At 33.1% G+C, this 25,017-nt stretch carries 25 protein-coding genes; 10 read left to right on the top strand and 15 right to left on the bottom strand.

From position 1 onward, the window contains the following. From U9R23_05190 to U9R23_05145, 10 genes are all read left to right on the top strand, one after another. The coding region (locus U9R23_05190; GenBank protein ID MEA3475816.1) for a C25 family cysteine peptidase at positions 1–4,861 on the top strand (4,861 nt) is incomplete at its 5' end. Between the two features lie 194 nt (positions 4,862–5,055). Further along, a complete protein-coding gene (locus U9R23_05185) occupies positions 5,056–6,066 on the top strand; it encodes a PorV/PorQ family protein (GenBank protein MEA3475815.1) in 1,011 nt (336 codons plus the stop codon). Positions 6,067–6,297: 231 nt separating this feature from the next. Then, on the top strand, positions 6,298–6,987 hold the full coding sequence (radC, locus tag U9R23_05180; protein MEA3475814.1) for a DNA repair protein RadC: 690 nt from the start codon (positions 6,298–6,300) through the stop codon (positions 6,985–6,987). 21 nt (positions 6,988–7,008) lie between these two features. Next, on the top strand, positions 7,009–7,653 hold the full coding sequence (locus U9R23_05175; protein MEA3475813.1) for a putative DNA binding domain-containing protein: 645 nt from the start codon (positions 7,009–7,011) through the stop codon (positions 7,651–7,653). Continuing rightward, a complete protein-coding gene (locus tag U9R23_05170) occupies positions 7,571–8,371 on the top strand; it encodes a winged helix-turn-helix transcriptional regulator (protein ID MEA3475812.1) in 801 nt (266 codons plus the stop codon). The genes U9R23_05175 and U9R23_05170 overlap by 83 nt, the downstream gene beginning before the upstream one ends. 142 nt (positions 8,372–8,513) lie before the next feature. Further along, positions 8,514–10,505 carry an N-6 DNA methylase gene (locus U9R23_05165; GenBank protein ID MEA3475811.1) on the top strand — a complete coding sequence of 664 codons (1,992 nt, stop codon included), beginning with the start codon at positions 8,514–8,516 and terminating at the stop codon, positions 10,503–10,505. Between the two features lies 1 nt (position 10,506). Continuing rightward, positions 10,507–11,058 carry a hypothetical protein gene (locus U9R23_05160; GenBank protein ID MEA3475810.1) on the top strand — a complete coding sequence of 184 codons (552 nt, stop codon included), beginning with the start codon at positions 10,507–10,509 and terminating at the stop codon, positions 11,056–11,058. Next, positions 11,055–12,428: a restriction endonuclease subunit S gene (locus U9R23_05155; protein ID MEA3475809.1), complete on the top strand. Its 1,374-nt coding sequence runs from the start codon at positions 11,055–11,057 to the stop codon at positions 12,426–12,428. Before U9R23_05160 ends, U9R23_05155 begins: the two co-directional genes overlap by 4 nt. 21 nt (positions 12,429–12,449) lie before the next feature. Continuing rightward, positions 12,450–13,310, top strand: coding sequence for a DegV family protein (locus U9R23_05150; GenBank protein ID MEA3475808.1), 861 nt, complete (start codon positions 12,450–12,452; stop codon positions 13,308–13,310). 163 nt (positions 13,311–13,473) lie between these two features. Further along, entirely contained in the window at positions 13,474–14,019 is a 546-nt protein-coding gene (locus U9R23_05145) for a metallophosphoesterase family protein (GenBank protein ID MEA3475807.1), read from the top strand. A gap of 20 nt (positions 14,020–14,039) precedes the next feature. On the opposite strand, the gene U9R23_05140 is transcribed toward U9R23_05145, so the two are convergent. From U9R23_05140 to U9R23_05070, 15 genes are all read right to left on the bottom strand, one after another. After that, a complete protein-coding gene (locus tag U9R23_05140) occupies positions 14,040–14,492 on the bottom strand; it encodes a TIGR00725 family protein (GenBank protein MEA3475806.1) in 453 nt (150 codons plus the stop codon). Continuing rightward, a complete protein-coding gene (locus U9R23_05135) occupies positions 14,485–14,991 on the bottom strand; it encodes a hypothetical protein (GenBank protein ID MEA3475805.1) in 507 nt (168 codons plus the stop codon). The genes U9R23_05140 and U9R23_05135 overlap by 8 nt, the downstream gene beginning before the upstream one ends. A 1-nt stretch (position 14,992) precedes the next feature. Further along, positions 14,993–15,418, bottom strand: coding sequence for a hypothetical protein (locus tag U9R23_05130; protein MEA3475804.1), 426 nt, complete (start codon positions 15,416–15,418; stop codon positions 14,993–14,995). Positions 15,419–15,662: 244 nt separating this feature from the next. Continuing rightward, positions 15,663–16,685 carry a putative manganese transporter gene (locus U9R23_05125; protein MEA3475803.1) on the bottom strand — a complete coding sequence of 341 codons (1,023 nt, stop codon included), beginning with the start codon at positions 16,683–16,685 and terminating at the stop codon, positions 15,663–15,665. 107 nt (positions 16,686–16,792) lie between these two features. Beyond that, positions 16,793–17,104, bottom strand: coding sequence for an iron-sulfur cluster assembly protein (locus U9R23_05120; protein MEA3475802.1), 312 nt, complete (start codon positions 17,102–17,104; stop codon positions 16,793–16,795). 34 nt (positions 17,105–17,138) lie between these two features. Continuing rightward, positions 17,139–17,768, bottom strand: coding sequence for a class I SAM-dependent methyltransferase (locus U9R23_05115; GenBank protein ID MEA3475801.1), 630 nt, complete (start codon positions 17,766–17,768; stop codon positions 17,139–17,141). Between the two features lie 23 nt (positions 17,769–17,791). Further along, positions 17,792–18,397 carry a hypothetical protein gene (locus tag U9R23_05110; GenBank protein MEA3475800.1) on the bottom strand — a complete coding sequence of 202 codons (606 nt, stop codon included), beginning with the start codon at positions 18,395–18,397 and terminating at the stop codon, positions 17,792–17,794. 81 nt (positions 18,398–18,478) lie between these two features. Continuing rightward, positions 18,479–18,808: a hypothetical protein gene (locus tag U9R23_05105; protein ID MEA3475799.1), complete on the bottom strand. Its 330-nt coding sequence runs from the start codon at positions 18,806–18,808 to the stop codon at positions 18,479–18,481. Further along, positions 18,801–19,088: a hypothetical protein gene (locus tag U9R23_05100; GenBank protein MEA3475798.1), complete on the bottom strand. Its 288-nt coding sequence runs from the start codon at positions 19,086–19,088 to the stop codon at positions 18,801–18,803. The genes U9R23_05105 and U9R23_05100 overlap by 8 nt, the downstream gene beginning before the upstream one ends. 435 nt (positions 19,089–19,523) lie before the next feature. Next, positions 19,524–19,805 carry a 4Fe-4S binding protein gene (locus U9R23_05095; GenBank protein MEA3475797.1) on the bottom strand — a complete coding sequence of 94 codons (282 nt, stop codon included), beginning with the start codon at positions 19,803–19,805 and terminating at the stop codon, positions 19,524–19,526. Positions 19,806–19,931: 126 nt separating this feature from the next. Continuing rightward, entirely contained in the window at positions 19,932–20,573 is a 642-nt protein-coding gene (locus U9R23_05090) for an MBL fold metallo-hydrolase (GenBank protein MEA3475796.1), read from the bottom strand. A 39-nt stretch (positions 20,574–20,612) separates the two neighbouring features. Beyond that, positions 20,613–21,197, bottom strand: coding sequence for a hypothetical protein (locus U9R23_05085; GenBank protein MEA3475795.1), 585 nt, complete (start codon positions 21,195–21,197; stop codon positions 20,613–20,615). A 332-nt stretch (positions 21,198–21,529) separates the two neighbouring features. Beyond that, positions 21,530–22,189 (bottom strand): thiaminase II, encoded by a 660-nt coding sequence (gene tenA, locus U9R23_05080; GenBank protein ID MEA3475794.1) that lies wholly within the window; start codon positions 22,187–22,189, stop codon positions 21,530–21,532. Then, on the bottom strand, positions 22,186–23,652 hold the full coding sequence (gene thiD / locus U9R23_05075; protein ID MEA3475793.1) for a bifunctional hydroxymethylpyrimidine kinase/phosphomethylpyrimidine kinase: 1,467 nt from the start codon (positions 23,650–23,652) through the stop codon (positions 22,186–22,188). The genes tenA and thiD overlap by 4 nt, the downstream gene beginning before the upstream one ends. Positions 23,653–23,919: 267 nt before the next feature. Then, positions 23,920–24,972 (bottom strand): class I fructose-bisphosphate aldolase, encoded by a 1,053-nt coding sequence (locus U9R23_05070; GenBank protein MEA3475792.1) that lies wholly within the window; start codon positions 24,970–24,972, stop codon positions 23,920–23,922. Positions 24,973–25,017 lie beyond the last annotated feature (45 nt).

The raw sequence follows: 25,017 nt of genomic DNA, 5'->3' as shown, positions 1-25,017 counted from the left end.
AGGCTCAAATTATATTGATAACATAGCTGATGATTTTATTCTTAACAATAAATTCTCAAAGAATTGGGGAAAAGAAAAGGAACCTTCCTATTATCCAAAACATAAACAAGATGAGTCTATAATAAATAAATTCCAATTTATAATTGACCAAAAAGGTATTTATAAAATAACATACTCTTTTCTAAAAGATACGATTGCATTCTGGCAAGATTCTTTGCAATTTAACTACCAATTTGATTTTGATGTTGACGAGATAAACCCTAAGTATCTGGAATTAAGCAATAAAGGAAACCCTGTTCCAATATATTTTTCTGGTGAATATGACGGTTCATTTGATGAGGAAGACTATTTTGAGTTTTATGCTGATATCAATCACGGAAAAGATTGCTTTTATGATAACTATTCATGGGAGAACCGCTTCACCCTTGAATATAATGAAGGACATTTAGGAGCACGACTTGCTGTTGAAGATTGTGGATTATACGAAACAGACCAGCGTAAATATAAAATACCTCCTTATTTTGATACAACCCTTCATTTAGAAAAACAAAGTATCTACGCTAAACTTAGCCAAGTACATAGTATAAGAGAAGATTTATGGTTTTGGGCTCAAATCAGTGCTCCCAATATGAATAGCTTTCCATTTACATTACACAATCCATCACAAACAGGTGCAAGACTCGCTACCATCAATGTTTCATTATTTGGCAATACATATTTCAAAACCGACCCGGAGACGCACCAGGTAACAAATTCAGGAAGGCATCATGCATTGGCTTATATAAACTCTTCTCAAGTGGGATCTGAATATTGGCAGAATCAAACGGAACAAATCCTTACAGGCACGATGTCAAATGACAACTTGAATGATGGCACTAATATGATTTATATTTCTATGCCCGGTGATACTGATGCAAGCTATGATATGGTTATGTTGAATTATGTTGATATTACATACTGGCGTGAATATACTCCTTACGATGGTATATTGGAATTCAATAAACCCTCCTTTTTAGCCCCTCAATTATTCCAATTTGAGATTAACGGTTTCCAGTCCTCAGATATTGATGTTTATAAAATTGGCGTAAGTAAATTAGAAAATGTCAGCATTGAGTCAACAATGCCTGCTGGCAGCTCACCATTCATAGTAACATTTCAAGATGAAGTAATTGATGATTCGACACAATATATTGCAGTAAATTCTGAAAAAAAATTAATCCCCAAATTTGTAAAACCCGATATACCAAGCAATCTACACGATACAAATAATCAGGCAGATTATATCCTAATTTCAATTAGAGATTTCATTAAAGATCAAGCAATATCTGAATTCATTACTCATTGGCAGGAATATGGAAATCTAAGTGTAAAACCAGTTGCCTTAGAAGACATCTTTGATGAATTTAGCAATGGAATACGCTCAATTCAGGCAATCCAGGATTTCCTGAAATATGCATATAATAATTGGCAAGAACCAGCAGTAAAATATGTGCTCTTTTTAGGTGATGCTTGTTATGATGAACGAGATTCTTCTCCAAACAAAAAATACAGTATAATCCCTACAAGTATGAGCTGGACATATCATATTGGTGCAACTGTTGATGATAATTGGTTTGCTTGTATAGTTGGCGATGATGAACTGCCAGATTTAGCAATCAGTAGAATCCCAGTGTGGGAAAAAGAACAAATTGCTCCAGTCTTAGAAAAGACAATCCATTATAATACCGAACCAAATTTCAATGATATCTGGCGTAATCATTGTATGCTAATTGCAGGAGGTTCTGGTACATTTGAAGAGCAAAATGAAAGCCTGAAAAAGGAATACATCCCAGATGAATTTAGAGTTTCCAGAATTTATGCACAACGACCGCATAATGACCCATATTGGGGGGGAACCACTGAGTTGAAGGACTACATTGATGATGGCACAGCATTTATTCAGTTTGTGGGACACGGCGGTGGACAGATATGGTCAGACCTTAATTTGTTAAATCTTGCAGATATTTCTACACTTTTTAATGATAATTATCCAATAATTAGTAGTTTGACCTGTTATACTTCAAACTTTGAATATCCTGGCTGCAGCTGTCTCGGAGAAGCATTTATTATTGAACCAGAAAAAGGAGCTATTGGATTCTTTGGTGGAGCAGCTAAAGGATTTCTAACCCAAGATAAAGTATTAGCTAAATTTATGTTTAACAACATATTTAATAGAGAAATGCGTAACTTTGCAGAATTATCAAATCTTTCCAAAATTGAATATTGTATCTACAATGGTTTGGGATTCACAGGTTTAACATTCCTAAGATCTTTCAATTATTTGGGTGACCCAGCAATTAATATTGTGCTTCCTGAAAAGAATAAAAACCTTAATGTTGATCTTGATAGCTATGAATTTGTATTAGGAGATACTGCTCAAATATTTATAAATAATGTTGACTCTACCCTATACAGAGTTGCATATTATATTACTGATGAGCAGGACTTAATACCTGACCCTTATCACGATGGTGAAAAAAAACAGGTAGAGCTTTATGATATTAACAGAAAATTCTATAATGATTCTGGATATGAATACATAATTGATACAACACATACAGAACCAGAATTTACACAAATAGTCAGAAGTTATGCTTATGACGATACAAGCGATTATATTGGCTATACCAAATTTACAGTAGGTAAATCAGCTATTTTTGATATTAAAACAATACCTGAAATTCCTTGTCTTGGAGATTCTGTAACAATTTCTGCAAAAATATTTGATAAAGATGGTATTGATTCTGTAAGATGTATTTGGTGGACTAATCAGTTAATACCAAATGAAATTCCTATGGTAGCAAACGGAATAAATTATACAACGATTAATAATATACCTCCATTCTACACAAAAAATACTGTCTGCTATCAAATTGAATATGTTGATAGCTTAGGTAATTATAATATAAATAATATTGAGGAAGATTTCAACAATTGGGATGATAATTCTCCCGCAGGTATTGATACCTATAATGGAAACGGTGGTATCTGGACTACTTATAATGGTATGTGTTCAAGTGATAATGCTTATGAAGGAAATACAGTCAAACTGTCTAATGAAATTGGTTCTTATCTGTTGGCACCTTCCAATCAAAATATTGGTGCTATTTCATTCTATTATAAATTATATAGGCCTTCTACAGACACTTCAAGGTATGCCAGATATAGTATCCAATATAAAGTTGGAGACGGAGGATGGAATACTATTGGCAATATTTCTGGTTCTGAGGTAAATGAATATAAAAGATATTACTATTCAGTAAATAAAAAAGGAGATATTCAAATCCAGATAATAGAGACTGATACAACAGAAGAAGCAACAAATGAGGAATTCTATTTAGATAATTTCTGGATCAGTGATAGCTATCATACCTATGAATTAACAGCACCAGATATCAATCTTCTTAGTTTTGATTACACAATTTATGATAATTCTACATATTTTGAGGTTGTGCTGCGTAACGATGGTAAGCTCGCATCTCCACCAACTATTGAAAATCCAGCTACATATCCTCTCAAAATCTTTAATAATGGCGTTCCTATCGCTTCCATCACAATCTGTGAAAGCCTATTACCTATGCAGAGTAAGAAGTATCTTCTTCCATTTTCCCTCTCTTCTGGAGAATATTATCTTACAGCTAACGTTAATCCAGACCATACCTTCCCAGAATTAGATTACAGTAATAATATCTATCCTAAAACATCCCCTAAAATGTTTTATCTTAATAGTTTCCTCGTAAACCCAAATGTTGAATCTTCTCATGCCAGTCTTGATTCTAATCTGGTTGTGGTATTTCCTGCTGGAATTGTGGATGAAGATAGTTACTTTTATATTAATAAAGTAGAAATAAACGGTATTGATTCTCAGCCAGATATTTCTCAAATACTCTTGAAAAATGGGGAGAAAGTTAGTTATGAAATCGGCATATTTGATTCTACTGAATTAACAGAATCTGGGACCTTCAAAAATAATAAAGATATCACATTAACATTTAATTATTCAGAAACTGATAGCTTAACTCAATCTTTAGAAAGAAAAAGAAATTTTAAAATATATCGCTATAAGCCTGAATTTATGCATTGGTTTTTACTTGGAGGAGATATATATTCTGAAGGTGATTCTGTCACTTATGCTTTTGTAGAAAGACCAGGAATATATGGGCTTTTCCAAAACAATGATAACACACCACCATCAATAGATGTTAATGTTGAAGGACAAGAATTCACGAACGGCGAGTATGTGGACGATAATGCCACTTTTTCTTTTCTTCTTGAAGATGATAACGGCATTGATGTTGAAAAAATTAAAATCTTTCTTAGCGGTGAAGAAGTCACAAATTACAGTGTCTCAAAACAAAATTTGAATTTAGTGCCTGTTAAATATCAAATAGATGTTGATAAAGGAAGTTACACAATTATTACTTCTGCAAATGATGCTAATGGAAACTATCAAGAATGTGTAGTTAATTTCTCAGTCCAAAAAGAATTTAATATAATTCATATTGGAAATTACCCAAATCCTGTGCGTTCAGTAACGAGTGAGCCGAATAATGAAGGAAGAACAAGATTTACTTATACTCTTACGGATGATGCAGATGATATAAAAATAAAAATATTCACAGTATCTGGCAGACTGGTCAATACACTATCAGACTTGCCGACAACTGTCGGATATCACGAATATCCACGAGCAATGAAAGGATGGGACTGTACAGATTTTGATGGGAGAAAATTGGCAAATGGCGTATACTTCTGGAAAATTATCGCAAAAAAAGGGAAAAAGGTAATTGAAAGAATAGAAAAGTTGGCAATTCTAAGATAAGAGGTCATAAATTTCAAATGTCAAATATCAAATTACAAATAAAGTTCAAAGCCCAAATGCCCAATATAAGATGAATGTTATCTTAATCTATCAAAAAGAAAATTTAATTTGAAATTTGGTATTTGGTATTCATTTGACATTTGTAATTTGACATTTGTAATTTTAAAAGACCTTCTATGGTAAAAGGAGTTAAAATGAAAAAATACTTAATCTTCATTTTTATTTTATTAATTCCACTTGTCCTAAGTGCAGGACGATATGCTGGAGATTTTATGATGATTGGCAATGGTGTTCGTCCTCTGGGAATGGGGGGAGCTTTTGCAGCAGTAGCTGATAATGGCAATGCTATTTACTGGAACGCTTCTGGATTAGCTCAAATAAAGGAGATTGAAGCTGAGGCTATGCATGCCTTTTTATACAAGGAATTGGCAGTTTATGACTTCCTCTCTTTTTGCATTCCTTTGCCCGCTAATAGCACCATCGGTATTAGTTTCACACGTCTATCTATCAATAATATACCACTTTATGATGAAAAATGGCTTGTAGGTACAAATGTTGATAAAAGATCTTCAGATGTAGACCTGCATCTAACTGGCAATCCAGATGGAACTTTCTCCAGCTCTGACCAGCTTTTTGAGTTTGCGTTTGCAAAAAATGTATTTCATATTTTTGATTTAGGTTGGGCACTTTTTGATTTACCTGTAGACCTTTACTTTGGCGGAACATTTAAATTTATTAAAAGGGATCTCTACAAAAATATGGGGACTGGCATGGGATTTGACTTTTCCTCTATGTTAAAAACAGACTTTGCTTTACTTACAGATGTAGATTGGCTTGGTGCAATCAAATTTGCAATCAACCTGCAAGATGTTGCTGGAACAGAAATCACCTGGGATACTGAATCTAAACACAGAGACGAGATTATCACTAATCCTAAAATGGGATTGGCTGTGGTCCAACCACTTGACTTTATAAACTCAGAACTTATTTTAGCTTATGACTGGGATAATATGTATAAATACACCCGTCATATAGGAACAGAATTTAACTATCACAACCTTATTTCATTACGCTCTGGACTTTATGATAAACATTTCACTGCAGGGATAGGGGTTAAATATAAACGATATAACATCAATTATGCCTTTATTACAAATAATGATTTAGGAAATTCACACAGAATCGGGCTAACTGTAAATTTCTAAAAAGGTTCTTTCATAATTATTTAAAAACCGTAATTTTTATATCTTAAAATTTTTATCATAAAACTAACTTACCTCTTTGAAAATTAGCATAAGTAATTAATGTCTGTCCGTAAAGTCGTTTGTAGAACGACCTTCCAAGGTCGTTAATGTAAATAGGCTCTAAATTGTGTGCTAAGAAAACGAGTTATGAACCCCGTTCTACATTCAGGGATAGACACTAATTAAAAAATTATGAAAAATAAAACATATACCGTTAGAGATTTGCCTATAGAAGAACGCCCAAGAGAAAGATTGCAAAAAGTTGGTGTGGATAATCTTTCTACTCAAGAACTGCTTGCACTTATAATTGAAAAAGGAGGAAAAGGACAATCTGTGCTGACTCTTGCTCAAAACTTACTGGCTCATTTTGGTAATCTCAATAATATTAAAAATGCCAGCATTGAAGAATTAAAAAAAGTAAAAGGGATTGGCTTTGCTACTGCTTGTAAGCTACAAGCTGCTTTTAAGTTAGGTGAAAAAGCAGAAATTCAACTCAATAAGTATGGCGAAAAAATTGAAGGTCCCAAAGATATATTTAATCTATTAAAAAGGGAAATTGGAAATAAAAAGAAAGAGAGTTTTTATATTCTTTCTTTAACAACACGAAACAATTTGATAAGTGTAGATAAAGTTTCAACAGGCACATTGAGTGCAAGTTTAGCACATCCAAGAGAAGTATTTCTGCCAGCCATTAAAAATTCTGCATCTTCTGTAATCATTGTCCATAACCATCCATCTGGTGATACACAGCCATCTGAAGATGATTTAGAGATTACGAAAAGATTAATAGAAGCCGGTAAGATTCTGGGAATTGATGTGGTTGATCACGTTATTGTATCAAAAGATTCATTCTATAGTTTTAAAGAGAAAAATCTATTGTAATCCAATATAAAAAAAGAAAATATGGATAAAAAAGAGCTGGCTTTAATATTACAAGAAGGTGAAGAATACTTCACAGAATTCAAAGAAGGTCTTTCAGGTGTTGATAAAGATTTTGTTGCTTTTACGAATTCTTCTGGAGGTAATGTATTAATCGGTGTAACTGATGACGGAAAAGTTAAAGGCATTACAATAACAAATAGAGTAAAATCAAAAATACAGGATATTGCAAGAAATTGTGACCCAAAAGTAAAACTTTTCGTTGAATCCTTTGAAAACATTCTTATTGTAGAAGTAAGAGAAGGTGAAGATAAACCATATAAATGTTCATCAGGATTTTATAAACGAAGAGGTGCAACATCTCAAAAAATGACAAGAAATGAAATCCTAAATTTCTTTAAAACCGAAGGTAAAGTAAGATTTGATGAACTTTTAAATACAAAGTTTTTGTATCCACAAGATTTTAGCATTGAGAAATTTAACAGATTTTTAGAATTAGCTGGGCTTTCTAAAACCTTATCTAATGATAAAATTCTCACAAGTTTAGGAGTGGTAGAGCATCAAAACGGAAATTTATATTTTAATAATGCAGGCGTCCTCCTTATTTGCAAAAGAACCACAGAATTTTATATCCTGGTCAGTCTTTACAGTTGTATTATTCAAAGATAAAGATGGTGTTGATGTAATTGATAGAAAAGAAGTAACTGGCTCATTATTTGAGATAATTGAGCAAGTAATGGACTTTGTCCGATTATACTCAAAAGTAGCTTACAAATTCACTGGAAAACCACAGAGAGAGAATATCTATGAATACCCATTTGATGCTATACGAGAAGCGGTTATAAATTCTGTTATGCATAAGGATTATTTTGAACGGGGTCACAATAATATATTAAAATTTTTCCCGGATAGAATTCAAATAGAAAATATCTGGGTCAAGCCACAGAACTTCATTCTGGGTAAAACTGTCTTTAGAAGAAATCACCTTATTGCTAATTTATTCTCTCGTATAAATTTTGGTGAGAAATTGGGTTCAGGTATGAAAAGCACGTCCTTCGCAGTAGCACTGCTACGGAGTATGGAAATGAGAGATATATGTAAGAATGAAAATTCTCCCTATCCTGAGATAGAATATACTGACACTCATTTTTATATTGTCTTTAAGCAGAATAGAGAATATATAAGGCTATCAAGCACTACCCAGAAAACTACCCGGAAAATTTTAGAAATAATAAAAGGAGAACCCCAAATAACAAGAAGAGAATTAGCAGAACTAATTGGAATAAGTGAAGATGGGATTAAATATCATTTGAATAATCTAAAACAAAAAGGCCTCCTTAAAAGAATCGGTCCGGCAAAAGGTGGATATTGGAAAATTGTAAAATAATCGTAAAAGATGGAGATAAAGAAAAATTATGAGTAAAATAATTACAAAATTGGAAAGAAAAAGAATTAAAAAGAGAATTAACCAGAGAAAGAGAAATGATTGAAATGGAAAAAAGAATGGGAAAAAAGATTGAAGGAATAAAATGAACAACAAGTTATACGAAGAAAAAAAAGAAGAAGTTAGTATTGGTAAAACTGATAAAATACTGGATATCATCTTTAAAGATACTTCCGTTAAACATGGATTAAAAGAATTTCAAGGTATAAATGTCACAGAAGAAATTAAAATATTTGAAAAGGAAATAGATAAATATTATGTGAATTGTTTAAAAAGGGGTAGAGACATTTTAATCCATTCACCATCAAAAAATGCTCCAGAAGAAATCATCCGTCAATTATGGCTAAAGAAATTGACTTCTGAATATGGTTATTCATTGGAAAGAATTGAAGTGGAAAAATCTATCCAATTTGGACGAGAAATTCGAAAAAAAGCAGCTGACATTATCGTTTATAAAAAGGACAAAATTACTCCTTACATAATCTTTGAGCTAAAAAATCCAAATGAGAGAAAAGCTATTGAGCAGCTAAAAGGGTATTTAAATGCCGAAGGGTGTGAAATTGGTGTCTGGTCAAATGGTATTGATAAGGTAATCCTCTATCGTCCTTATCCTAAAGAATTTAGTGATACACTTCCTGATATACCAAAAGCAAGCCAAACTATTGATGACCTTTTCAGAGAGGAAAAGACTCTTGAAGATATTGAGAAAAAAGGTGGGAGAAATTTCAACTTAAGACGAATTATTCAAGGAATGGAAGAATTAGTTTTAGCCAATGCAGGTGTAGATGTTTTTAATGAGGTTTTTAAATTAATTTATGCTAAACTATTTGATGAGAAAGAAGCCAAAGAACGTCGGAATGGAGTGATAAAATTTAGAAAATATAAAGACCCACAAAAAACTTATAATGAGATTAATAATCTATTTAAGAAATCAATTGAAGAATGGCCAGAAACTTTTAACACAATTGAAAAAATTGAACTTTCTCCAGAACATCTTCAAGTATGTATTGGACTTTTTGAGAATGTTTTACTTTTTGGTTCAGACCTGGAAATAATTGATGCAGCGTTCGAGTATCTAATGCCAGAAGCAGCTAAGACTAAAAAAGGACAATATTTTACTCCTCGTCATGTAATTAAAATGTGTGTTAAGATGCTTAACCCAAGAGATAAAGAATATATTATAGACCCTGCTTGTGGTTCTGGTGGATTCTTAATTCATGCTATGTATTGGGTTTGGGGAAAATACTATAAAAATGCCACTCAAACAGCAAGATACTCTTATGCCAATAGATATCTATTTGGATTAGATTTTGATGATAAAATGAAAAAGATTTCGCAAGCCTTAATGCTTATTGCTGGGGATGGACGCTCACATGTGTATAAACTAAACTCTTTAGATGCACGAGATTGGCAAGGGAACGAACAAGAAAAAGAAAAAGCTCGTTCTGAATTGAGATCACTTTTGACTCATTTTAAGAATCCTGAAGATGAAAAAGAAAATCAAAAAACTTTTCGTTATTGCGACTTTAAACTGCTTTTAACAAATCCTCCTTTTGCTGGTGAGATTAGAGACCAGGCAATGTTGCGACAATATTTTTTCAGCAAAAACAAAAGAGGACATTTGAAAAATAAAGTCGAGCGTCATATACTCTTTATTGAAAGATGTTTGGATTTTCTTAATCACGGGGGAAGAATGGCAATTGTTTTACCACAGGGTATATTAAATAATACCAATACAGAATATATCCGTAATTGGCTTTTTGATGAAGCAAGAATTTTGGCAGTAGTTGGACTTCATGTAAATACTTTCAAACCGCATACAGGTACAAAAACATCTGTTCTGTTTTTGCAAAAATGGGGAAATAATGAACAGCCTCTTGAGGATTATCCAATTTTTATGGCTGTTTCCAAAAAACCTGGTAAAGATAATTCTGGAGAATACATCTTTAAAAAAAATAAATTAGGAAATAAGGTTTTAGATGAAAAAGGACGACCAATTCTTGAACATGACCTCGATGAAATCGCTGAAGGATTTGTAAGGTTTGCAAAAGAACAAGGATTAAAGTTTTGGAGGTAATTTGCTTGGGTACTACGAGAAAAAATTTTGGGAAAATTTTAAAAAACAAAATTTAGCCCCAATAGAATTTTTGATTCAAAACGAGTATGATGTAGCTGCAGCAAAGTTAATTTGTAGTGTTATAGATTCTTTGGCTGGCTTTTATGTAGGTAGAATTAAACCTGGAAAAATAAGAGAATCTTTCGTAGATTTTTTAAAAAAATATATGCCGGTTTTTTTTAACCTAAATTTTGAAGAGAAGTTTTATTTCAGGAAAAATAAAAAGGTAGTTAAAAATGCTGCCAATATTCTTTATTGTTCTTTTAGAAATGGGCTAATACACGGTCGTTCATTAGGTTTAGGTGTAGAAATTTATAGAGATGAAGATATAAAAATATTATGGAAAGGTTTTGGTATAAAAATAATGCAATTAAACATCTTAGGATTCTGGGAATATTTTAAAAAAGCACTTAAAGATTATGAGTCGGATTTAGAAAAAGATAGAAATATATTTGAAAAATTCAGAATGAAATATTTTGAAATTCAACAGCCAATTTTTGAGTTAAAGCAATGATTACCTATTCCATCATAAAAAAATCTCAACTTGAAGGATCACACCGGCTGGATGCAGAATATTATCAGCCAGAATATTTAAATAATGAAGCAGTTATTTCATCGCATAGTTATTATACTCTTGCTGAAATATCTGAAATTGCATATGGAACAACACCAAGTGGAGCATCTTTTTATAAGCAGGGAATTCCATTTGTGCGATCTCAGAATTTCAGTCTACTTACAGTAAATAACTCAGAATTAGTTTTTTGTGATGAGAAATTTCATTTTGATAATAAAAAATCATCAATTAGACCAAGGGATATTCTCTTCGCTGCAGTTGGCACCACCATTGGACAATTAGCAATTGTCCAAAATTCTATTAAAAAAGGTAATATAAACCAAAATATAGCTAGAGTTAGGATAACTTCGAAGAAAATAGATTCTTTATTCGCAGGATTATTTTTTGCCTCTCGTATTGGTCAATTACAAATTTCAAGATTAGTTACTGGGAATGCTCAATCTTATCTAAATACTAATCAGGTTAAATTGTTTAAAGTTCCAGTAATATCCCAGAGAAAACAATTAGAGATTGCTAAATATTTTGAGAAATTACAGAAAAAAATTGATTTAACAAATTCTTTTTATAACCAAGCTGAAAATCTTCTCTTGGAAGAGTTGGGATTAAAAGATTTTGAAGTGGAAGATGATTTGTCGTATGTGGTTAATTTTTCTAATGTAAAAACCGCTAACCGCACAGATGCTGAATACTTTCAACCGAAATATAAAAAGTTAATAGACTATCTCAAAGATAAATTTGAATTAAAGAAAATAAGAGAATTGGTAACTATCCAAAAAGGGATTGAACCAGGAAGCAAAAAATATCAAGAAGAAGGAAAACCGTTTATTCGTGTAAGTAATCTTTCTAAATTTGGAATAAATGATAATAATCAAAAATATCTTTCAGATGATTTTTATCAAGAATTAAGAGAAAATTATCAACCTAAGTTAGGAGAAATCCTTTTAACAAAGGATGCAAGCCCTGGTATGTCTTATGTTGTAAAAGAGTCAATTGAAGGAATTATTTCAAGTGGTATTTTACGCTTAAAGATAAAAGAAAATTTAGAACCTGAATATTTAACACTTCTAATAAATTCTATTGTTGGTCAATATCAGATGGAGCGAGATACAGGTGGATCTGTTATAATCCACTGGAGACCTGACCAAATAAAAAATATGCATATTCCAATTTTATCAAGGTCTACACAGCAAAAAATCTCTAATTTCGTAAGGCAATCTTATCAAGCTCACCAAGAAGCAAAACAACTCCTCAATGAAGCAAAAGAGAAAGTGGAGAAGATGATTATTGACAACTCAAAATTGTGTATATAAAATAATTCTATGGAGACCAAAATGGAGAAAAAAGAAATAGGCGTGCTTACCGGCAGTATCGGCAGTATATCAGAAGACTTATCAAAAAAATACAATATTACTGTAATTCCTTATTATCTAAACCTTAAGGACAAATCCTTAAAAGATGGAGTGGATATTTCTTCTGAGGAATATTATTCTTATTTTGAAAATCTTCCTGAATTACCAACTACTGCATCTCCTAATATTTCTGATATAAAAAGAACAATTGAAGAAATTGCAAAAAATTATAAACAGATTATCTTTCTCTGTGCTTCTGACAAATATACGAAAACTTATGGATATGCTGTAAAAGCCATTCAATCATTAAAAAATATAAAAGTGTATCTGATTGATACAAAAGCAGCTATTGGCAAACAGGGACTTATGGCTATTGAAACGGCTAAATTAATAAAATCTGGTGAAACGATAGAAAACATTGCCAAAAAGATAAAAGAATGGAAATTCAAAATGCGAGAAGTCATCTGCCTGGATACTTTGAAAAATTTATATAAAGGTGGTAGAATCGGAAAGTTACAATATCTTCTGGGAAATGTTCTCTCTATAAAAACATTAATAAGATTTGATAATGAGGGAATGCACGAATTGATTGGTATTGTCCGCACACATCAACAAACTTTAAATTTTACGATTAAACGAATTAGAAAGATACTTGCAGGGTATAAGACGAATAAATTGGATATATTTATTGAGGATGCAATTAATCGTAACTGGTCCAACAAACTAAAAGAAATCATTCAAAAAGAATTTAACTGTAGAGAAATTTATCAAACAACTATGTCACCAGTGACTGGCACGCATGCAGGTCCAAAGTCATGGGCTATTACGATTTTACCTTTGTAAAGATAAGAAATTGAAACAATCTGAAATCGGAGTGCTGAAATGAGGAGCGTAACGACAAACTTTCAGCGTATCTGCACAAGCGAAAACTTTGTCCCGACTCGTCGGGACGCGTTTTCGCACAAATAAATGGATTTCCTAAAAAGAAATAACTAAAGAGGGAAATATGCCAAAAATCTTAGTCCTCAGTGATACACACCAAAATCTAAAAATATTAGAAAATGTATTAGAAGCAAATTTAGACAGCAACATAATCATCCATCTTGGTGATGATTATGAAGATATGGATAATTTTCCAAATCTTACTGAAGGCAAAGAAGTTATAAAAGTTCCAGGAATTTTTCATCCTAAATACAAAGATGGCAGCCTACCAAAACAAAAGGAAATCACGATAAATGGTAGGAAAGTTATACTTATTCATTCAAGAGATGATATAGAAGGAACAGCAGATTTATATCTCTTTGGTCATACTCACAATTGGGAATTGGCAAATAGTAAAAAAGGAATTTACTTTAATCCAGGTCATTTGCATTCAGAAGAGGAAAAAGGCTTGCCTTCGCGAAGCCGCCCTAGAGGAAAGCCATGGCAAAACAAGGCTACGGCGAAGCAAGGAAGAATTGCCAGTTATGGCATTATAGAAACTGAGGAAGGAAAATTCAAAATAACTATATTCAATTATCAACATAAGCTAATCTTACAAGCTGTAGTATAATTTGAAATATGGTTTATAAATCATAAAAACTTTTCTATTTCATCTATACTTTCAATTTTGGTTATTCCTTCAATTTGAAAAGTATCAATTCCTAATACGGTTTTTCCAAAATTCAGACAATATGCAATCTCCGAGAGGGTGCCATATTTTCCATTTATTGCAATTGCAAGGTCGCAGGTGCGTGCTATAATTGCATTTCGTGCATTAGACATTGCTGTAACTATTGGAATATCAATGTAAGGATTTGCATCTGCTTTATTTGTTCCATGCAAAATCCCGATTGTTAATCCACCATTCTCTTTAGCACCTTTAGCAGATGCTTCCATAACACCACCAAGTCCTCCACATAAAAGTATACAATCCTTTTCAGCAATGATTTGCCCAACTTGATATGCTTTTTTGCATATTTTTTTTGTGGCAATATTCCCACCAAGAACTGCTATGATTTTTTGGTTTCTTATGTTTTTATGCATTTATAAAGTCCATTACTTTCCACACAATGAGGGAACCAGCAATCATTAGCAAACTTAGCACAACCACAAACTGCCAGCCAAAGTAAAAAATCATCATTGGCAGAAGTGGTATCTTAATAGCGCGATTGTAGAAAAAAACAGCAGCTAAGCCGGAGCTCATACCTTTTTCGCGTAAATCTTGAATCATCGAATACCAAACAAAAGAGGGACCGTGAGAAATAATTCCACCCACTGCTACTATTGACCAACCTTTAATACCAGAACCTTTACTTAAATATTTAGCGATTTTTTGTGGACTTAGGAAATAACCTGTAATAGCTGTAAAGATAATAACTATTATTATAATTGGGATAATCGTTTTAGTTATCTTCCAACTGATTTTTAGTGATTCCTTTGCACCTTCAGAGTCAACCAAAAACAACATAATAAATATAAAGATAACTACTATCAAAAAGTAGATACTGTTAGGAATCTTTTTCTTCTTTTGCTTTTTCCCCATACTATAACACCTGCAAAACAAAAACTGTGGCAATTGATACAAAAAAGGATAGAAAGAAACTTACTAAATTTCTGGATAGTGCAAAACTTTTACCCATAATTGATACTTCATAAGGAAGTTGAACAATACCAACAGATACCCAACAAATAATAAAAGCAGTAACGGCAAAAAGAGAGACTCCATTATCCAACAACTGCTTGCCAATGATATAACTATTTATAGGATTCCCAGCAGTAATACTGCCAATAATTGAGCCCAAAAATGTGTCTTGAATGACTCGTCCGACAAACACATTTTTTAGCAATTGTTTAGAAATATATACCTGAAACAATCCCATGCACAAAATAACTCCAAGCATAATTGGAAGCCCTTTGCTAAAACTTTTAATAGCTTTAAGGAAAGATGAGATAAAATTTTTCTTCTTCATTGAAAATCTCTTTTTTGTCCATTGTCCGAGGAGTCGTCATGGATTCATCCTTCGTCCCGATTGAATCGGGACTACGAAGAACGGACCACTCCATGACGAACTTGAACCACTGAATATCTTTTCCAAAGGACCTCCCCCCAAAGGCGGATTTGTCTCTGGCATGAAATGTCAGTCCGCCAACTGGCGGATGACAGCTCATAAAATTCATCCAACCAATCAATCATACATCCTCTCCAACGGTTTATTACCATCCAATAAAATAGAATAAAATTCCAACTAAAAACCCAACTAAAAGATTTACAAGTTTAACAGACACAAATCCTCTTTTTGATTCTGCTAACATTGGAAGCATACCATGTCCATCTTGTACTATTGAACTTGCAATAAGTATGCTGAATGGAATTGCCCCTTGAGCAAATAAAGTAACAAATATCATATGAGGACCAGACTCAGGTATTAGCCCAACTAAACATGCAATAATCAGAATAACCAATTTATTAGCTGCTATCCAATGTTCAAGATGAAGAACATTAACTATAAAGTGCATTGCAAAAAGAGCTCCAAAAGTCCACATAAAAATTCTGGGCACATGAACTTTTACAATATGTCTCCAGAGATGCTCCTCTAAAAAGTGCTCTGGCACAGTTGTGACAATGAAGAGGGAAATTGAAGATGCAATAAGGAGTGTAATTTTAATCCAATTCCATTTCTCGGAACCAATCTCTCCAAAAACCAATCCTATAATAAAAATTAACAGAAAAACTATCAATAAAGCTCTCTGGAATGAACAATGACGGAGTTGGGTGAGAATCTGTCCTTTAGGATAACAAATGCACGCTTCTTCTTCGTGAAGTGCCAGTTTATGTAATTGAATCTCTTTATCTAAGAATTTAAGTGGAAGGAACTTATCCACAAAATATCCAGAGACGATTCCAATAACAAAGATTATAATTGTTAAAAACAGTGCTTTCCCCGGAAATAAGGCAAGCATCACAAATGCTTCATCTCCGCTGGTGGCAATCATAGCTGCAACAAGAGCACCAAAAGAAACTATTCTGTGAGAATATAATGCAACAACAGTAAATGCACCCAAACATCCAGGAGTTGCCCCCAAAAATCCTGATAGAAGATACTGTTTCCACTTACTCTTTCTTAGAGAGTCATGCCAAACACCTCTGGTCTGAACATTGATATACTCAATTACCAGCATCATCACAAAGACGAAGCCGGTAATCATTAAAGCATGCTCAAAAATTGAAATAATCATATTTCAAAAAAACTTAAGTCAAGTCAGCTAAAGCGAACTTAACTCAAGTTACATAGTTTACCCCGTGAGATAGTAAACATCTAACGGGGTTTACGGACAGACACTAATTAAATAGTTCCCTTCCAATATGCCTTTGACATTTCAAAAAATTTCATTCTCCCTTCTATATTCATCTCTGAAAATTCAATCTGCAATTCCAAGTCAAAATCTTTTATAGATTCCTTAATAAAACTTACAAGTATATTTTTTAGTATTATAGGAACAGACAGCATTGGTAGGATTATATTTATGGTAGCTTTATTATTCTCAATTTTGACTTCTCCAATCATTCCTAATTCTTTAAAAGTTTTACTAATTTCTGGATGCTCAATCTTTTCAATTCTTTTATAAACATCTTCTTTTGTGATTTTTACGCTCATGACTTCTCCTTTATTTTGATAGCAAATAATTTTATTATACATTACTTTTTATGACAACAAAACCGCCTTCACCGTAGCCTTCCTTGAAATTCTGTATCTTATTTATAAAAGACAGCTCTCCAAACACAGTTTGAACTACTTCAAAATCTTTAAATCCAGTATTTTTTAAAATTTCTATCACTTGTTTTGTTGAAAAGAATTCTGCAATTTTATAAAAGATATTCTCATTTTTAAAATTTAAGTATTGCTTTCCCAATGGACTTTCTTTATCCACAAAACCAATTATAAATGAGCCGCCAGGTTTGAGAATTCTTTTTACCTCAGAAAAGGACTTTTCAGCATCATCTAAAAAGCAGATTGTTGTTACCATCAACGCAAAATCAAATGAGCTACTTTCAAAAGGCAATTTTTCTCCAACTCCGATGTAAACCTTCAAACCTCTTTCTCTTGCTAATTTTGCCATAGCTTTTGATGGCTCAACACCAACTTTTATCCCTAAAGGAATAGCAAATTTTCCACTGCCAATTCCGATTTCAATCCCTTTCTTATCTTCAGGAATAAAGTGTTTGACTGCCTTTAATTCTGACAAATAGGCATATTTATTATTTTCAAACCATTCCTCATATTGTTCATAATTTTCATCAAACGGCTTTGTTTTAGGCATATTTAAATAGATAATTGTAAGAATTAAATTACCACTTCTTTATTTCTTCTTAGTCTTAATAAACCCACTTCAACTCTAACAAAGGTCAGGCTCTTCCTATCATATTTACTTAAATCTATTTTGTATTTTCTTGCAACTTTCATTATAATTGGTAAAGGTTCTGGATTTGCCTTTTCCCAAAAAGGTCTTAATTCTCTTAAAAAGATGTTTACGGTTATTGGACCAATGCCATAAAAATCAGTTAATCTATTTTCCAGGTCTTTGCTGTCTTTGGCTATATTATGTAGTTCTTTTAAACTTCCTTTATATTCTTTTATGAGAGTTTCGCAATTTCGCAAAATCTGTGTAGATGTTTTCCCATCATAACGGACATAACCGCCCTCTCTCATAATTGGATTTATCAAGAAATCCCAACCTGCTTTTAATATCTTTTCTGGACTCAAAAGTTCATATCTTTCAAAAGTTTTGTATGTATTCTTTGCAATAGTTTCTGATATCCGAGCTCCGAAGAGAATGCTGGCTAAGAACCATTTAAAAAGTTCTTTATTATTATTCTCTTTCAGAAAAATATTTAACTCTTCTGAGTAGAGTTTACTTATTTCTAATTCGTTTATTTTTATTTGAGACATAGTTATCCAATATCTGATTAGATTACAAATAATCTATTTAAATATACTGGTGGCAAGAAAATTGAGGCTCTTGTTTTCCCTTTATGCTGTCGCCCTTTCCATTATATTTAATGCAATTAAGGCCGTTTTGCAAATCCCTTCTGTAATGCTTTCAAAATGTGGAGAATAGCCATACTGCGCGAATATAGTTACAGGATTACCATTTTCTAATCTTAATCCATCAACTTGTTTTAATGCTTTAGCGCTAATAATATCAAATCTCCAGCCTTTTTTCTCTAATCTTTCTACTATTTTCCAGGCATCCGAGAGATTTTTCGCATCTTCCAACCCGCTAATTGTAATATCAAATCTTTTATTAACTATATCTAAGAGTTCGTTTTGCTTCAAAGTTAAAATTTTCTTTCTATCCATTTTCAATACTCCCGAAGTTGCTTTTATTGTTTTTTAAAGAGACTGAGAAAGATGGTCTTCCGTGTTTTATCCTTGAATAATTCAAGCCTTTTAGAAAATATTCAGCAGGATTTTTGGGATTTCTTTCTTTGGTTGCCTTAATAATTTTTTCTAAAACACCAACTGAATGTTCACTATCAATATCATTTACTAATCCCTTTTTAATCCCCCATTTAATCAAGGATAAACGGACTTTCTCCCTCCTTTTCCAGTATTCTTCTTTTAAGTTGATGTTTGACATATCAATATTTATAGTATTACAAGTTAAGTCTTTGTTTTTTGCGCAAGAAATTAAATTCCAAATTATCCATCCTCCGAAGCAGAGCTTCTGCGGAGGACGGGCAAGCACCAAATAACAAATAAATTTCAAATCCAAAATTCTAAATAAAAATAAATTACAATGACTGAAATAAAACATTTTGGTCATTTGGTTATTAAATTTTGGAATTTATTTGTAATTTATAATTTGACATTTGATATTTGCGGTTTACCCCATTAAATATAACAAACCAAAGAAGATAAGAAATTATATAATTCATCCTTAGCAGTGCTACGGAGAATGGACAATGTGAATTATTTAACGGGGTAAACCGCGCTATGCTATTATAGTTTTTCTTAAACTTCAATTATCCTTCCGGCTCCTCCTTCTATGTATGGCAAAGGGCGTAGATACTGCTTACTCTTCTATCCGTATTGCTTCCTCAGGACAAGATGTTTCACAAACCCTACACTCTATGCAATCAGGCATCTCAAACTCTATTTCCAAATTTGGTTCGCCGTGCTCTTTTTCATCAACTTTCTGGTAAAACCCCTCAACTGCTTCTTTGTTTTCTACTTTATCGTCTATGGGTTTACACCATTTTTTGTTTTCACTGAGCTCAAGAATCTCAACGGGACAGTTCTCAACACACTCACCACTACCTTTACATTTGCTATAATCAAATACAACTTTTGGCATTTAGATCACCTCCTTATTCTTTTTTATATTAATTTCCTTTATTCTATATTTCTATCTTTTTTCTTTCATTGAGAACATGAATAACAAAAAGAACTTATAAAATTTTCGTCAGAAAATATGTTTTTCTTAAACTTCAATTATCCTTCCCGCTCCACCTTCAATATACTTCTCTGGATATAAAGATTTTAATTCTGCTTTGTGTTGTGTGCAATGTGTAGGACAAATTAGTTCTAAATCTTTAAACAGCCCGAACTCGCTGAATCCATGCATACCACCAATAATTGCATACACTTTCCCGAATTGCGAGGCTGCATCAAGAATATGTGACATTCTAGGATGTGAACATCCAACAACCAGAACTATGCCCTTTTCTGTTTTAACTCCCATACTTTGTTCTATTGCATCCAGTTCACCAGTAGAAAAAACATTATCATGAATCTTTAAAGGTTCACTTAGAGATATTACTTCCTCTGCTCCACGAACTCCTCTAAATGAAACAGGCACATAAACTTTAACATTATTGTTCACATTAAGAAAAGCTGATAGACCGCCAGTATGGTCAAAATGAGAATGAGAGATAAAGACTTCGTCAATAGAAGTGGGGTCTATGTTTAGTTTTTTCATATTATAAAGAAGTATAGAACCATTTGTTCCAGTGTCAAAAAGAATCCTTGGAGTATTCTCAATTTCTACGAGGCAAGAGAAACCCCAATCAGAACGAAGTCCCTTTTTGTAAGTGGTGTTGTCATAGATTATTGTAATCTTCATTTTTGCTCCTCTTTAGCTTTATACACAATTCTATATTTATTATTTGGCCCAGACATGCTCATGGCAATTAGAAATGCTGAAAGGAAATTTTATGCTTATTCTTGTCATTTTACCATCAACTTTCCCTTCCCAGAAAAGTTCTTTTTCTCTTCTTTCAAAATGATTATCAAGAAAGTCTAAACTCAGAGGTCTTAAAAACCAATCAAAGTCAAACCAAGTTCCCTCTTTTGCACCGGTTATATCACAAATAAAAGCAATGGATTTTCTCGCTTCGTCAAATTCCATATTAGGATTAACGATTTGTCTATTGTATCTTTTCAGGATTTTCTTAAAAGCATCCGTCTTTTCAGATTGAAATTTCTCTTTTGATTTTAGAATTTCAGAAAAATCCTCTTCATTCAAAAAAGTTTCTCTTTGATAATGAAGAATTTCTCCTTCTGCTTTTATCTCTATGTAAATTTGCGAATCAGTTGGAGAGATTGGTTTTTGAAGTTCTTTTGTTCTCAATGGACTCTTTTCCTTTTGTTTTGCCTGATACTCTGACCTTTTATTACAGCCAACTGTTAACATTTCAAAAACTAACAATCCAATTACTAGCGGATAGTAAAAAAGTTTCTTATTCATACGATTACCTCCATATCAGACACTCTTTATAAAATAAAAAGTGTTTAATTTTAATATAACTTTTAATGAACTTATGTTCATAACTTAATCTTATAATTTCACCTGTCAAATAAAAAGTTATTTAGAAAAAAATTTTTTGTAATCTCCGCTTATAATAATTTAATCAGAAAACTTAAGTCATCCCGATTCATCGGGGTAACTCAAGTTTTAAATTTATCCCGTCCCGATATATCGGGACTATATATAACATCTTGGAAACATTCTATAGAATTTTTATCTAATTCACCCTTCGCAGTGCTACGGAGAACGGGCGGGGCCCTTATGGATAAACGCTAAATAGCCCAGGTCTGCATATTATAAATTGCATCCCAATACATATATTCATATCTGCTTGCAGTTATAAATATTTTTCTTAACTTCTCATACGAAAAATCTCTACCAGCATTATCCACAAGATTTCTAATTTTCTTAACTAAATTTAGATAATCTTCTGAAAAATACACCGAAGCCCATTCTGTATATAATCTATTTCCATTTTTTTGCAATTTATCTTTATGATACTCTGCGATCTCAGCATAAGTCCAGAAACATGGTAACACAGATGTGATAGCTTCTGCATAAGATTTCAATGAGCTTGTTGAGAGAAGAAAATTTACATAAGATACATTCATAGGAATGGGCTGAACATTGACAGCATCCGCAAGGGTATATCCTAATTCTTTTAATAATTTTTCATAACCTCTAAATTCACTTATTGATTCAAGATGTAAAATTTCCACGACTTCTCTCATAGCTTTCACAGTATCACATTTGGAAGCAATAATGCTAAAGTTTCTAATAGCAGAAATGAGATAGTTGTAATCCTGCAAGACATAAAACTTGAATTTTTCTATGGGCAAAGTGCCTTCATATAATTCTGTCACAAATGGATGTTCAAATATCTTCTTCCATATATCGTCTGCATCTTTTCTAAGTCTCGCTGAAATAGTCATCGCTTTCTCCCCTGAATAACTATGTAATCCCCTTTTTGATAACCCTCTATTGGCTCTTCTATCATATCATTTGTGTATTTAGGATGTTTTGTAAAGGTTTGCACATATTTTAAATCAACAAAGCCAGCTTTTTTTAAGAGATTACTTACTTCCTTTGTGGAACGCCAATAAGTATCTTTGATAAATTTAACTGGATATGGAGCTTTAGGAGCAGTAGCAGGATCGTGTTTCCCTCGCAGATATGCTAAATCGTACATCATCGCATAAGAACCTTCTCTTGCAAGAAATGAGACAACAACTTTTCCGTTGTGTTTTAAAATACGATATGCTTCATTTACTGCTTTTGGGGGAGCATCTACATAACTAAGAATAGTACTTAGCAGGACTGTATCAAATCTTTCATCTTTAAAAGGAACTTTTTCAGCAGTTCCTATTTTAACTTTAATCCCTCTTCTTTCAGCTAATTTTGCCATTTCTTTTGAGGGTTCTACGCCGTATTCAATACCCAACCTTGATGCAAATAACCCACTTCCAACTCCAATACTAACTGAATTCTTGGGATTAGATAAAAAATGCTTTTCTGCCAAAAATTCAGATTCAAAGACAATTTCGTTTTTGCTAAACCATTTATCAAAATCCTCCGCAGTTTCCTCAAATACTGATATTTCCAATGGTTTAATATTATGATAGAGGGGTCCATGCCCTTTCCCTATATTAGTAGGTGCATTTTTTATTGCTCTTGTAATGTAATCCTTCGCAACTTTGATGGCATTGTAAACAGTCACTCCTTTAGCTAATCCAGCGGTTATAGCAGCAGAAAAGGTGCAACCGGTTCCATGAGTATTTTTTGTGTCAATCTTGTCTTTTTCATAATAAGTAAAACCCTTGCCATCAAAGAGAATATCAATTGCATTTTCACCTGAAAGATGACCACCTTTCAAAAGGACATTTTTTGCTCCCATTTTTTGAATAAGCTTAGCTAATTTTTTAGCATCTTCAATATTTTTAATGCTTATGCCACTAATTATTTCTGCTTCAAAAACATTAGGTGTTACAAGAAAAGCTACAGGTAGTAAATTTTCTATAAGTGCCTTCTCTGCATCTTTTCTTAAGAGACGAGCACCGCTTTTTGCAATCATAACAGGGTCAACAACCAACTTTTCTATTTTGTGTTCTTCAACCCTATCTACAATTATTTCTATTATTTCCTTATTTGAGACCATTCCGGTCTTTGTTGCATCTGTTCCGATGTCTTTCATTATCATATCTATTTGGTCGCCAACTACATTTGAGGGGATATCATGAATAGAGCGCACCCCCAAAGTATTCTGTGATGTTACAGATGTTACTGCAGACATACCAAAGACATTAAAAGCGTGAAAAGTCTTCAAATCTGCCTGTATGCCAGCTCCTCCGCCTGAATCGGAGCCAGCAATAGTTAAAGCTTTGCCTTCGTAGTTCATGCCTTTCTCCTTGATATTAATTTCATAAGGCCTGCAAAATAGATAATCTTCATATGTAAATAGCACGCAGGTGTACACACCCCGTCTTCCCGATGAAAAGAATCGGGAATCCACCCCTCTCCCCGAGAAAAATCGGGATTTCGCTCCGCTCAACAAGAGGGGTCTCCGATTCATCGGAGGGGGTATGTTATTTTCATCTTCCTGACCACCGTCCCGATTATATCGGGAGTGAAGGTGGTTAATCTTTTACCTTTGCGTTTTATCTCTCTATGCTACAGTTATATCTTTATCAAGATAGACATCCTGGATTGCATTGAATATCTGGACACCTTCTTTCATTGGTTTTTGGAAGGTTTTCCTTCCGGATATAATACCCATTCCGCCTGCTCTTTTATTTATTACTGCTGTTTTCACTACCTGCTGTAAATCATTTTCACCTGAAGCACCGCCAGAATTAATCAATCCAACTCTTCCCATATAACAATTTGCTACTTGATATCGTGTCAAATCTATTGGATGGTCACTTGTGAGTTTTTCATATACTAATGGATGGGTTTTACCAAAATGAAGAGCAGTATATCCACCATTATTAGTCGGTTGTTTTTGCTTTACAATATCCGCTTCTATGGTAACACCTAAATGATTAGCCTGTCCTGTTAAATCAGCAGAGGTGTGATAATCAATACCATCTTGTTTAAAAGCAGAATTTCTTAAATAGCACCAGAGAACCGTAAACATTCCAAGTGAATGAGCTTCTTCAAATGCTATGGAAATCTCCTCTATCTGTCTGCGAGATTCTTGCGAGCCAAAATAGATAGTTGCACCAACTGCGACTGCTCCCATCTCAAATGCTTGCTGGACCGAAGCAAAAAGCCTTTGGTCATAAGAGTTTGGATAAGTTAGAAGTTCATTGTGGTTAATCTTCATAATAAATGGAATTTTATGAGCATATTTCCTTGATACCACGCCTAATACTCCCAGTGTTGAGGCAACGGCATTACACCCTCCTTCAATTGCAAGTTTCACGATATTTTCAGGGTCAAAATAAATGGGGTTGGGTGCAAAAGAAGCACCTGCTGAATGTTCTATGCCCTGGTCAACAGGGAGTATGGAAAGATATCCTGTCCCCGTTAATCTACCATGGCCAAATACGGTTTGTAAATTTCTCAAAACAGCACTGCTCCTGTCTGAAATAACGCAAATATGGTCTATAAAATCAGGTCCCGGAAGATGAAGAGCCGCTTTGGGGATTGTTTCACATTTATGCTCTAATAAATATTGAGCATCCTCACCTAAGATTTTGACTGTCCTATCTATCATAATATTACCTCCTGATTATATTTTTTGTTTTCGTTCATAAAACAC

The sequence above is a fragment of the Candidatus Cloacimonadota bacterium genome, assembly GCA_034722995.1.
Taxonomy (GTDB): domain Bacteria; phylum Cloacimonadota; class Cloacimonadia; order JGIOTU-2; family JGIOTU-2; genus JAGMCF01.
This window is presented reverse-complemented; position numbering and strand designations above follow the sequence as displayed.